The sequence below is a fragment of the Vibrio sp. V42_P2S4T144 genome (assembly GCF_009904715.1).
Lineage (GTDB): Bacteria > Pseudomonadota > Gammaproteobacteria > Enterobacterales > Vibrionaceae > Vibrio > Vibrio alginolyticus.
Map to the genome: position 1 here is coordinate 1 of NZ_WXWS01000399.1, position 11221 is coordinate 11221.

Annotated in this window: 10 protein-coding genes and 1 pseudogene; 4 read left to right on the forward strand and 7 right to left on the reverse strand. The window is 45.5% G+C overall.

The features are described 5' to 3' along the window. Positions 1-147: pseudogene (locus CAG68_RS22360) on the reverse strand (sterol desaturase family protein); the annotation flags it as partial. Between the two features lie 134 nt (positions 148-281). Here CAG68_RS22360 and CAG68_RS13430 point away from each other — a divergent pair. Together CAG68_RS13430 and nagK are read left to right on the forward strand one after the other, a co-directional pair. Continuing rightward, entirely contained in the window at positions 282-1031 is a 750-nt protein-coding gene (locus CAG68_RS13430) for a tRNA-uridine aminocarboxypropyltransferase (RefSeq protein WP_053350551.1), read from the forward strand. 175 nt (positions 1032-1206) lie between these two features. Further along, a complete protein-coding gene (gene nagK, locus CAG68_RS13435) occupies positions 1207-2115 on the forward strand; it encodes an N-acetylglucosamine kinase (RefSeq protein ID WP_005377586.1) in 909 nt (302 codons plus the stop codon). 185 nt (positions 2116-2300) lie between these two features. Here the strand turns inward: nagK and CAG68_RS13440 are convergent, their stop codons facing one another. The 6 genes from CAG68_RS13440 to CAG68_RS13465 all read right to left on the reverse strand — a co-directional run bounded on the left by CAG68_RS13440 (position 2301) and on the right by CAG68_RS13465 (position 7275). Beyond that, complete coding sequence (locus CAG68_RS13440; RefSeq protein ID WP_005377584.1) at positions 2301-2567, reverse strand: DUF2960 domain-containing protein; 267 nt, start codon at positions 2565-2567, stop codon at positions 2301-2303. Between the two features lie 74 nt (positions 2568-2641). After that, complete coding sequence (locus CAG68_RS13445) at positions 2642-4420, reverse strand: bifunctional molybdopterin-guanine dinucleotide biosynthesis adaptor protein MobB/molybdopterin molybdotransferase MoeA (RefSeq protein ID WP_161441263.1); 1779 nt, start codon at positions 4418-4420, stop codon at positions 2642-2644. After that, positions 4417-5004, reverse strand: coding sequence for a molybdenum cofactor guanylyltransferase MobA (gene mobA, locus CAG68_RS13450; RefSeq protein WP_005377572.1), 588 nt, complete (start codon positions 5002-5004; stop codon positions 4417-4419). Before mobA ends, CAG68_RS13445 begins: the two co-directional genes overlap by 4 nt. Further along, positions 4982-5701: an energy-coupling factor ABC transporter ATP-binding protein gene (locus CAG68_RS13455; RefSeq protein WP_025766658.1), complete on the reverse strand. Its 720-nt coding sequence runs from the start codon at positions 5699-5701 to the stop codon at positions 4982-4984. Before CAG68_RS13455 ends, mobA begins: the two co-directional genes overlap by 23 nt. A gap of 50 nt (positions 5702-5751) precedes the next feature. Further along, entirely contained in the window at positions 5752-6450 is a 699-nt protein-coding gene (locus CAG68_RS13460; protein ID WP_005389524.1) for an ABC transporter permease, read from the reverse strand. Between the two features lie 6 nt (positions 6451-6456). Continuing rightward, on the reverse strand, positions 6457-7275 hold the full coding sequence (locus CAG68_RS13465; RefSeq protein ID WP_005389522.1) for a substrate-binding domain-containing protein: 819 nt from the start codon (positions 7273-7275) through the stop codon (positions 6457-6459). Between the two features lie 334 nt (positions 7276-7609). Here CAG68_RS13465 and CAG68_RS13470 point away from each other — a divergent pair, with 334 nt between their 5' ends. Beyond that, positions 7610-9061 carry a sigma-54-dependent transcriptional regulator gene (locus CAG68_RS13470; RefSeq protein WP_017820677.1) on the forward strand — a complete coding sequence of 484 codons (1452 nt, stop codon included), beginning with the start codon at positions 7610-7612 and terminating at the stop codon, positions 9059-9061. Continuing rightward, the gene (locus CAG68_RS13475) at positions 9051-11090 is read left to right on the forward strand and encodes a sensor histidine kinase (RefSeq protein WP_017634912.1); all 2040 of its coding nucleotides are present in this window, start codon (positions 9051-9053) and stop codon (positions 11088-11090) included. Before CAG68_RS13470 ends, CAG68_RS13475 begins: the two co-directional genes overlap by 11 nt. Positions 11091-11221: the final 131 nt, after the last annotated feature.

The following is an 11221-nucleotide window of genomic DNA, read 5'->3' on the forward strand; positions in this document are numbered from 1 at the left end:
GTTATTGACCCAGCGAAACCTGCGCGAAGCGGTCAGTGTTTTTCTAGGCAATTTGTTTTCCCAAATGGCACAAAGCAATAATACGCCAAGGAAAAAGCCTAATCTGAGCCATGAGGGTTCTTGAAATGTCGTTTCTGTCACTGTCATTCCCTTATTTATTTCTTTATCTATGACCGAGATAAGAGTGAAATTATTTCAACACACTGCTGATGGGCTTATCTTGAGGCGAAACCATAATATCAGTAGAATCGCGCTCTACTTTTTACTTGGCATTACTTACCATGAGAATTCACGCTTTCCACCGTTTATATCAGTACCGACAATCTATCTCAACCAAGCCTTTCAACGCGCGTGGATGTAAAGTGGTTCGTTGCCAATATTGCCAGGTTTCTGAGCAACACTGTTTGTGCGACCTTCAGCCAAACATCAAGGCCAATATTGCATGTATGTTGATTGTTTCTGAAAACGAAGTGTTTAAGCCAAGTAATACCGGTCGTCTAATCGCTGATACGATTCAAGAGACTTACGTGTATCAATGGAACCGAACAGAACCGTCTGAAGAGATGCTAGCGCTACTACAGGATGACAGTTACCAACCGGTGATTGTATTTCCTGCAGACTATGTGGATGATCCCTCTCGTTTAATTGAAGATCTAGAGCCAGGGCGATTGGTAAAAGAAGATGTCGAGAACAAAAAATGGTTGCTGATCTTTATTGATGGTAGCTGGCGTGAGGCGCGAAAGATATTCCGTCGTTCTGATTTTCTTAAATCTTTGCCTGTGCTTTCCATTGAGCCGGAATCTCTGTCTGAATACATCATGCGCCGCTCCGAGAATGATCAGCATCTTTCAACCGCCGAAGTCGCGACATTAGTTTTAAAACAAGCTGGTGAGCCTAAAGCTGCGGAATGCCTTCAATTGTGGTTTGAAGCCTTCAGAGAAACTTACATGCTGAGCAAGACTCGAGTCAAAAACGACCCTAACCAGCCACACTTGAAACGTTTCAAAGAGTGGATGAAAACCGAGAGCTGACTCTAAGGAATGAGCTTTTGTTGATGGTATGTTGTTCAACTGGCTTCGGTGAGGGGATAAATCTGCATTCGGTCACGGTTTGCAGGCGTACAGATATGGATAATGCCATCAGTTTATACTTTTGACTCTAGCCATTTTTGAGAGTCGTTTGAAGCATTTTTTAGGAGAGAAATACATGTATTACGGCTTTGATGTCGGTGGCACTAAAATTGAATTTGGTGCATTTAACGAGAAGCTTGAGCGTGTAGCGACGGAACGTGTACCTACACCAACAGACAACTACGAGCTGCTGGTTGATACCATTGCGGAATTGGTGAATAAATACGATACAGAGTTTGGCTGCGAAGGTACGATTGGTCTTGGCTTGCCAGGTATGGAAGACGCCGATGATGCAACGGTACTAACAGTTAACGTTCCTGCGGCAAAAGGCAAACCACTTCGTGCTGATCTGGAAGCTAAAATCGGTCGCAGCGTAAAAATTGAAAACGATGCAAACTGTTTCGCGCTTTCTGAAGCGTGGGACGAAGATCTTCAAGATGAACCATCTGTACTAGGTTTGATCCTTGGTACTGGTTTTGGCGGTGGCTTTATCTACGAAGGTAAAGTATTCTCTGGCCGCAACCACGTAGCGGGTGAGGTGGGTCACACACGTCTTCCTATCGACGCATGGTTCCACCTGGGTGAAAACGCACCATTACTTGGCTGTGGCTGTGGCAACAAAGGCTGTTTAGATAGTTACCTATCTGGTCGTGGTTTCGAGCTTCTTTACGCGCATTACTACGGCGAAGAGAAGAAAGCGATCGACATTATTAAAGCGCACGCAGAGGGTGAAGAGAAAGCAGTAGAGCACGTCGAGCGCTTTATGGAGCTGCTAGCAATCTGCTTTGCAAACCTGTTTACTGCAACAGACCCACACACCGTTGTACTTGGTGGAGGCTTATCTAACTTCGAATTGATTTACGAAGAGATGCCAAAACGCATCCCTAAACACTTATTGTCTGTGGCTAAGTGTCCTAAGATCATCAAAGCAAAACACGGTGATTCAGGTGGTGTACGCGGCGCTGCGTTCTTAAACATCAAGTAATGACTTAAACCTTACTCGATATAAAGTAAGAAGAAATTTAAAGCCCCGTTTAGACTTTCAAGGTTAAACGGGGCTTTTACTTATATACCTAAGTAATTTCGGTATGCTCGGGTATAGATCATGAACAAAAGTAGCATGCATAAAAAACTCACGACGAATCGTGAGTTTTCTGTTTGCAGCTAAGCTTATTTGTTCTTTTTGCCTACGCCTAGGTTTTCTTTTTGAGCTAGGGTGATTTTACTAAAGCCTAATTTTCTGAAGTAGTTGTCGCGGTAGTTGCGCACTGCTTTAGTGTCAGACACTGCTTCGATTTGTTGCTCCATCTTTAGGAACTCAGTGATATCGATACCTTCTGCCTCGGCAACTGCTTCTTGAATGTTGCGGTGTTGCTGGTATGAGAATGTCAGTTCTTTGTCTTGGTCTTTGTAAGTGTAAAGAATGGTGCGAGCCATAGCTGTCTCTCTGAAAAGGTTTCTGTATTAAACAAAAAGGCCAGACTCGCTGACCTTTGAATTTCTAGTTTGAGCTAGATTCTGCCTTGAAGTGGGATAATTGTCACGCTTTCTCCCGCTTTTACTGTATCAATAGCTGGGGAGATTTCGATCAAACAGTTTGCCTCACTCATTGAGCGCAAAATACCAGAGCCTTGCTTGCCTGTTGTACGAACGGTTAAACGGCCAGTTGCATCCGGTTCATAGACGCCACGGCTAAACTCGGTACGACCTTGTCGAGAGCGAAGGTTTTCAGTCGCGATGGCATTCACTTTCAGAGGCTTCCAGCCTTGTTCGCCTTGCATCTTACGCAGTGCAGGCTCGACAAAGTTAATGAAAGAGACCATCACGGCAACAGGGTTGCCCGGCAGACCAAAGAACGGCTTGTTGTTGATTTGACCAAACGCGAGTGGACGTCCCGGACGCATGTTGATTCGCCAAAAATCGATTTGACCAAGTTTATCCAAGGCAAGTTTGATGTAATCCGCATCACCAACAGATACGCCACCAGAAGTCATAACCACGTCCGCTTGCGCCGATGCGTTTTCCAACGCTTCAATCATTAACTGTTCGTTGTCTTCCAGAATACCGAAATCCAAGATCTCGCAGCCGAGCTTTTCAAGCATGCCCATGATGGTAAAACGGTTGGAATCGTAGATAGAATTCGCTTTTTGCTCTGTTCCCGGTGCTTGTACTTCGTCACCGGTGGAGAACACGGCAACTTTCAATTTGCGGAATACATTCGCTTCACCAAAGCCAAGCGAAGCGATCATGCCCATCTCTGGAGAGGCGAGGCGAGTACCTGCGGTAAAGACGTCACTGCCGATAGCGAGATCTTCACCTGCTTGACGAACGTTTTGGCCTGCTTTGATATTCGCACCGTTAAAAGTGACCTTGTCACCTTCTTGAATGGCTTGCTCACGCATGACCACTGTATCGCCGTTACGTGGTGTTGGTGCGCCAGTCATGATCTTAACTGCTTGACCAACTTCCAGAGGCTGCTCGTAAGCATGGCCCGCCATCACTTCAGCAACCACTTGGTAGCTATCACGGTCAACATCATCACTGCGGATGGCATAACCGTCCATCGCGGAGTTGGTGTATTGCGGCACATTTACTGGTGAAACGATATGTTCCGCAAGAACGCGGCCATAGGCGTTTTCAATCTTGCATGCTTCTATTTCCGAAACCGTGTTCACCAAAGAAAGGATTTTCTCTTGGCCTTGAACCACAGAAAGGAAAGCAGGAGAAAGGGTATCGCAACATGCGGCTTCTTTCTCTTTGTTTTTTGGTGCGTTCGCTTCTTGAACATACTGAATAACGAACTGAGCAATCGCTTCAAGATCATTGATGTTCATTTGTGGCAGTTCAGAGTCCAACTCGCCGCCGTCTGAAGCGATAGCGATGATGTTTTCATCGTTTGGATAAAGCCAAGGCTTGCCGACTTCTTCACGGTGCAATTCGATTTTAGGAAACGCGATGTTTTTGCAGCCTTCGACCAAAACCACATCAAGCATGTCTTCATCAAAACGTGTTAATAGGTATTCAAACTCCGCTTCGGCTTCTGGCGTTTCTGTCATTAACGCAAAACGGTTGCGAGAAGCAATCAGCATTTGAGATGCGCCAGCTTTGCGTAAACGGTAGCTGTCTTTACCCGGCTTATCGACATCGAAGTTGTGATGAGCATGTTTTAGCATGCCAATGCGCAGGCCCGCTTCAGTTAGCTTTGGCAATAGGGCTTCAAGCAGTGTGGTTTTGCCTGTGCCTGAATAAGCCGCAAAACCAAGAATAGGAATGTTTAGCGTGTGTTTCATGATTCTAATTGTCCAAATTGCGCCAGTTCTTCCGGAGTGTTCAAGTTGACGAAACAGTTTGGTGAGTCGCTAAAGTCAACGTAACTGGTGTTGCACTCTTTGTAGAGCAGAATGATTTTGCGGTCGCCACGTTCTAAAAACGCGGTGAGTTTTGGCAGTACGCGCTTGTGGTAGAGCGTAAAAACAGGTTGCTGATGGTCACCATCATGCGCGACCAAAATATCGCTGTCTTCTTTGACAAACTGGCAGAAACGCTCGACAAGGTCGGTGTTAATTTGTGGACTATCGCAAGGTACAAATCCGACCCAGTCAGTTTCAGCATGCATCAAACCCGCGTGAATACCGCCCATAGGCCCAGGGAAATCTTTGAATTGATCACTAAATACGAAACCAAATTTGCTGTACGCATCTTGGTTTCGGTTGGCATTAATTAAAATGCGTGGAGTTTGTGGAGATAAACGTTCAATAACGTGTTCGATGAGTGGCTTCTGATTTAACTCAATCAGACCTTTATCTTTTCCACCCATACGGCTGGCTTGGCCACCAGCCAAAATGACCCAACTAGTTTGTGTTGGTTGAAGCATATGCATTCTCTTGGGATGTTTCTTTTGGTATGACATACAACAGAGGAGACTCTATCAAAGTCTTGTCTTTAATCCACCACTGTTTTTTACATAAGTCGGTCAGTGCGTTGGCCTGATGGCTTGTCACCACGATACTGGAACCACGATCCAAAAGATCTTTCGCCATCACCACCAATCGTTCAATGGATTCTTGGTCTAAAGACGCACTTGGCTCATCCATCAACAAAATCGACGGTTTTAAGATCCAAGCCCTTGCCATGGCAACGCGCTGTTTTTCACCGCCGGACAACACGGAAATATGTTCGTCCGCTAAGGTTTCTAAACCTACCATGCGCAGCGCGTGAATAACTTGAGCTCGCTTATCTTTTTGCGTGTCTTGTTGATATTTCACTCCATAGACTACGTTTTCATATACAGTGCCGTCAAAAAGGTAAGGGGATTGGTGGAGATAAATCACATCGACACGACCATTGCGACGCGTCAGTCTTTTTAGCCACGTATCTTTTGGCGCAACAACATCACCAGTAGAGGGTTTGAGCAAGCCAGCAAGGATTTTGAGTAGGGTAGTTTTGCCCACACCATTGTCACCCTTGAGATAAATGGCATCATTTGGGCCGATGGCTAACTCAGGGATGTGGAAAAGCACACGCTCTTTAAAGCGCATGGATAACTGTTCGGCGGTGATTTTTATAGTCATAATTCGCCTCGACATGGGGTTAATGGTGAGTCGTTTGTTTGCTTCATGTTCTATGTTCTGAGGTAGCCTTTGCCTCTCATGCTTGATAAGAAGAAGTTTAGAGCCAACGCTAAAGATAGTAATACAATTCCTAATGCAACTCCTTGCGCAAAAGCACCTTTACTGCTTTCCATTGCGATAGCCGTGGGAATATTTCGCGTCACGCCCATAATGTTCCCACCAACCATCATTGAGCAGCCCACCTCGGTCACGATACGTGAAAACCCTGCAATGATAGCCGCAAGTAGAGGAAAGCGGGTTTCCCAAATCATCGTAGCTGCCAAGCGCGGAATGGAGACGCCCAGCGTGATGGCAGTTTCCACTGCACGACGGTCGCTAGATTGTAATGCACCATGCATCATCGATACCAAAACAGGGAAGCAGATCACCATTTGGCCGAAGATCATTGCCTTCTGAGTGAACAGCATTTGCCAGTCTCCCCAAGGGCCAGCACGCGACAGCAACATGTACAGCAACAGGCCAATCACCACGGTAGGGACCGCTTGCAGCGTATTTACGATCGACAACAAAAACCATTTACCGCGAAAGTCGGTATACGCCAGTACAAAGGACATCAAAATAGCCGGCAATACCACTAGGGATATTGCCGTGATAGAAACACTAAAGGAGACCGCAACGATCTCCCATAGGTCTGCATCAAAATTCACCAGTAAGCGAAGCGCTTCCAGTGTTGTATCAGCAAGATTCATATTGCGTTATTTGCTCTCAGCATTCGCAACAAACAGTTGTTTACCGTTTAGGCGGAAACCATTGATAAGTTCCTGTCCGCGAGGGTTTACCAACCAATCACTGAATGCCTTCGCACCTTGGTAGTTAATCGTTGGGTAACGCTCAGGGTTAACAAGAATAACTTGGTACGGGTTAAACAGTTTTTCATCGCCTTGGAACAGAATTTCTAGATCCAATTTGTTTTGGTAAGCCAGCCATGTGCCGCGATCCGTCATGGTGTAGCCTTGCATTTCAGACGCCATGTTTAGAGTTGGGCCCATACCTTGACCTACGCTACGGTAGCCACCAAAGTTCGGTTCGATTTTAGTTTGAGCCCAGAAGCCCATTTCTTTTTTGTGTGTACCAGAATCATCGCCGCGAGAGATGAACGTTGCGTTTTTGTTGGCGATCTCTTTGAATACATCTAACACGCCTTCGTCATTTTTGATTGTTGCTGGGTCAGCTTTCGGGCCTACAATCACAAAGTCGTTGTACATTAGCTTGCGAGGTAAAACGCCGTAGCCTTTCTCAACAAATGCGCCTTCAGCTTTTGGTGCATGTGTCATCACCAAATCTACGTCACCGTTTTCGCCCATTTTTAAGGCTTTACCCGTACCTGCAGCAATAACATCGACTTTGTAGCCCGTGTCTTTTTCAAATTGTGGAAGCAGGTAATCAAGTAAACCTGAATGGTAAGTACTGGTTGTGGTTGCAAGGCGAACATGTTCTCCGTCTTGAGCAGAAAACGCAGAGTAACTTACAAGCGTGATAGACGTTGCAGCCAGAGTTAGCGCAATTTTTTTCATTTTTATGTGTTCCTTTCCAATGATTCTTTGGAATCTCTCCAGGTTTTAGGGAGAAGCCTTTTTGGACGAGAGCGATTAGCGTAATACGCAAGTTGTCTTAGGGTGTTGGAATAAGCAAACATCAACATCCTGAGATCACTTAAATGCGCTCCGTATCCACCTTATAGCAAACAAGATGCCAACCTTTTACAAGCTTAAAGTGCTTGGTTTATGCACTAAATCATGGGGTTATTTGCATAAAAGTTTGCGTTGGTACAAAATGTCGCACTTTTTGTAGGGTATCTCTGTTTAAACTTGGTACACTCTGTCCCATCGAAATCCATCTGGGGTAAATATGTCTACTCAATCCCATCTTAGTACAAACCAACAATATAGCGCCTTTTCCGTACTGGTCGTCGATGATGAATTAGGCATGCAAGCCATCTTGAAAAAGGCATTGGGTAAGCTTTTTTCACATGTCGATACAGCTGGTAGCATCGAAGAAGCAGAACAACTGCGTAATTCTCGACATTATGATCTGATCTTACTGGATATTAATCTGCCAGGGCGTTCTGGAATTGAGTGGGAAGAAGCGTTTGAAGATGATGACAAACGTGCCGATGTGATTTTTATGACGGGTTATGCGGATTTAGAAATTGCCATTCGAGCGCTACAGCTCGGTGCTTCCGACTTTATCCTCAAACCATTCAACCTTGAGCAGATGTTAAAAGCGGTCAGTCGCTGTATGGATCGCCGTTTGAACGAACGCATGCAGTACGCCATGACACGCGATTACCAACGTCACAATACCTCAGAGATCATCGGCGGCTCAGAAAAAACGCGTCTGCTTAAGCAACTTATTAACCAATTTGCACCATCACGCGCTTCTGTTTTGGTGGAAGGTGAGTCGGGTACGGGTAAAGAACTAGTTGCACGAGGTATCCACCAGGCGAGTGGGAGAACGGGCCCGTTTGTGCCAATCAACTGCGGCGCGATTGCACCAGAGCTTTTAGAAAGTGAGTTGTTTGGTCATACATCGGGCGCGTTTACCGGTGCAAAAAAATCGCGTGAAGGTTTGTTCCGTGTTGCGAACGGTGGCACCTTATTTCTTGACGAAATCGGGGAGATGCCACTTGCAATGCAGGCATCATTATTACGTGTGTTAGAGCAGCGTACGATTCGCCCTGTCGGTTCAGAAAGAGAGATCAGTATTGATGTCCGTATCGTAGCGGCAACCAACCGAAACCTGCAAGAAGAGGTCAATCAAGGTAATTTCCGCAGTGACCTCTATTACCGTTTAAACGTTCTGAAAATTGAAGTGTGTCCGCTGCGAGAGCGCAAAACCGACTTATTTGAGTTGGTGCCATTTTTCAGCAATATGCTGACGCGCGAGCTCGGTATGCCTGCGCCCAAATGGGCTCACGAGGATATGGAAGCCATGAGTGAGTACGATTGGCCGGGAAACATTCGTGAGCTGAAAAACTTGATTGAGCGTTGTATCTTGCTTGGCAAACCACCTGCACACTATTGGCGAGAGCTGAATGGCGGGCATTCACTGCCTAATGTATCGATTACTGTTTCTCACTCTGCTGAGTTACCAACCTTTAGAGAAGGCAAAGAATTTACTGGCGAAGGCTATCCAAACAGCTGGACGTTAAAAGAAGTCGAGAAAGCACATATTAAACAAGTCGTTAACTTGCATGAAGGCAATAAGTCTGCTGCTGCTCGTGACTTGGGCGTAGCTCGCAAGACCTTAGAACGTAAGTACAAAGAATGGGATTCTGAGGATGAGGAATATGCCGACTAACGGCCCACAGCACAAAGGATTGTCAAAATGGACGCACCGTTTTAAAACCATGGTGCGTTATCGTTTGTTATTCTTAACCTCTGCGCCGATTTTCCTCACGTTGTTAGCTCTGATCGGCATTACCATTTATTGGTCTATTCATTACACGTGGCAAAATGCGCTGCTTGATGTCTCGGAGCGTCTTGGTGTTGCAAATAACAGCGTAACGTTGTTACAGCAAAAGCAAGCCAATTACGTGCGGGCGTTTGCCGATTCGTACGATTTCCGTATTCGCATTAATCAAGGAACGCCACAAGGTGACCTGCAAAAGTGGGTCACAGAGCAGAAGAAAAGATATGCTTTAGATTTTCTCTCTTTCCAACGCGTTAATTCCATGGAAAACAAATTCCGCTTTATGGATCTCACCAAGCGCGAATCGTTTTTTGATGTACTCAATAAAGAAGAACTCGAACGCCTCGATCCTGAACTCGCCAAACGAGCAGAAGTGCCTATTCTTGCTGATGGTGACAGGGAGGTGCGTGGGTTAGTCAGTCGGACCGTGATTCCGGTATACAGCCAAGCGAACGATTTGATCGGCTTTCTTGATGGTGGTTTGCTCCTTAACAACAGCACAGTGCTGGTGGATCAAATCCGCGATCTCATTTACTTAAGTGATAACGACCGCCTTCGCCCTGTGGGTACGTTGACGGTATTTCTCGATGATTTGCGTGTGAGTACCAACGTTCCTCTAGACAGCGATCATAGACTAGGGCGCGCTATAGGCACTCGCGTGAGCGCAGAAGTGTATAACCAAGTACTTTCTAAGGGTGAACAGTGGGTTGATCGCGCTTATGTGTATGACGCTTGGTATATTACGGCGTATCAACCAATCAAAGACCAATACGACAATGTTATTGGTATGCTTTATACCGGTTACCTCATGTGGCCATTCGTTAAAGCCTACATGACGAACATTGCCGAAATCAGCTTGATTACGGTTATGTTATTGCTGGTTTCCGGCGTGATGGTATATCGCGGTTCTTATGATCTGTTTCGACCGATCGAACGCATTCATAAAGTGGTGAAGCAGGTCCAACAAGGTAAAGAAAAACGGATTGGCCCGTTAGGATTAGATGCCGATCATGAACTTGCGCAGTTAGCCAGACAGTTTGATGATATGTTAGACGCGCTAGAAGAGCGCAAAATTGAACTGAAAAACTCCGCAGCTCAACTTGAATGCAAAGTTCAAGAGCGTACGGCAAGCCTGAGAGAAAAAACCCAAGATCTTGAACTGCATATTCAATTGCTCAACCAAACCCGCGACAAACTCGTTGTTCATGAAAAACTGGCAGCATTGGGAGAACTCACCGCGGGGATTGCTCACGAAATTAATAACCCAACCGCCGTGATTCTTGGCAACGTAGAATTGATCCATTTTGAATTGGGTGACGATGCAAGTCGAGTACAAGAGGAGATTGATGCGATTCACGCGCAAATTGATCGTATCCGCAATATCACGCGCAGTTTATTGCAATACAGTCGCCAAGGCGGTGTTCAAGATGAAATCACTTGGCAACATGTCAATCCTATCATTGATGAAAGCATCACCTTGGTTAAAACTGGCACCAAGAAACGCGACGTTGAGTTTGTGACTGACCTACAAGCGCATACGTCCGTTGAGATAAACCGTCACCACTTGCTACAAATCTTAGTTAATTTGCAAATGAACGCCATTCACGCAATGAGCGGTAAAGGAACTTTAACAGTAGTCAGTGAAGACTGGATTGAAGAGGGCGAAGTGAAAGGAGCCGCGATTCATGTTATCGATGAGGGCTGCGGTATTAAACCAGAAAACTTGAGTCGAATCTTCTCGCCATTTTACACAACTAAACGAGAAGGCACAGGGTTAGGGCTATCGGTCTCCCAAAGTATTCTCAGCCAAACGGGTGGTGAGTTAAAAGCAGAGTCTGAATGGGGAAAAGGCAGTAAATTCAGTATTTATTTACCTAAAAAAGCCGAACTGATCCTAGAGGTGACGAACATCGCTTAGTCACTTTTTTGAAGTATTAATGGAAAAAGAGCCACTGACGATAGTGGCTCTTTTTTGTATTTAATGACGCATTTATGTTTACGCTTTTGCTTCTTAGAAACCTTACAATGATTTCACTTGGAGTGAATTAA

Excerpts from the sequence above, each read along its gene's own strand:
- CAG68_RS13430 (WP_053350551.1), top strand. The coding sequence starts at position 282 with ATGAGAATTCACGCTTTCCACCGTTTATATCAGTACCGACAATCTATC.
- nagK (WP_005377586.1), top strand. The coding sequence starts at position 1,207 with ATGTATTACGGCTTTGATGTCGGTGGCACTAAAATTGAATTTGGTGCA.
- CAG68_RS13440 (WP_005377584.1), bottom strand. The coding sequence starts at position 2,567 with ATGGCTCGCACCATTCTTTACACTTACAAAGACCAAGACAAAGAACTG.
- CAG68_RS13445 (WP_161441263.1), bottom strand. The coding sequence starts at position 4,420 with ATGAAACACACGCTAAACATTCCTATTCTTGGTTTTGCGGCTTATTCA.
- mobA (WP_005377572.1), bottom strand. The coding sequence starts at position 5,004 with ATGCTTCAACCAACACAAACTAGTTGGGTCATTTTGGCTGGTGGCCAA.
- CAG68_RS13455 (WP_025766658.1), bottom strand. The coding sequence starts at position 5,701 with ATGACTATAAAAATCACCGCCGAACAGTTATCCATGCGCTTTAAAGAG.
- CAG68_RS13460 (WP_005389524.1), bottom strand. The coding sequence starts at position 6,450 with ATGAATCTTGCTGATACAACACTGGAAGCGCTTCGCTTACTGGTGAAT.
- CAG68_RS13465 (WP_005389522.1), bottom strand. The coding sequence starts at position 7,275 with ATGAAAAAAATTGCGCTAACTCTGGCTGCAACGTCTATCACGCTTGTA.
- CAG68_RS13470 (WP_017820677.1), top strand. The coding sequence starts at position 7,610 with ATGTCTACTCAATCCCATCTTAGTACAAACCAACAATATAGCGCCTTT.
- CAG68_RS13475 (WP_017634912.1), top strand. The coding sequence starts at position 9,051 with ATGCCGACTAACGGCCCACAGCACAAAGGATTGTCAAAATGGACGCAC.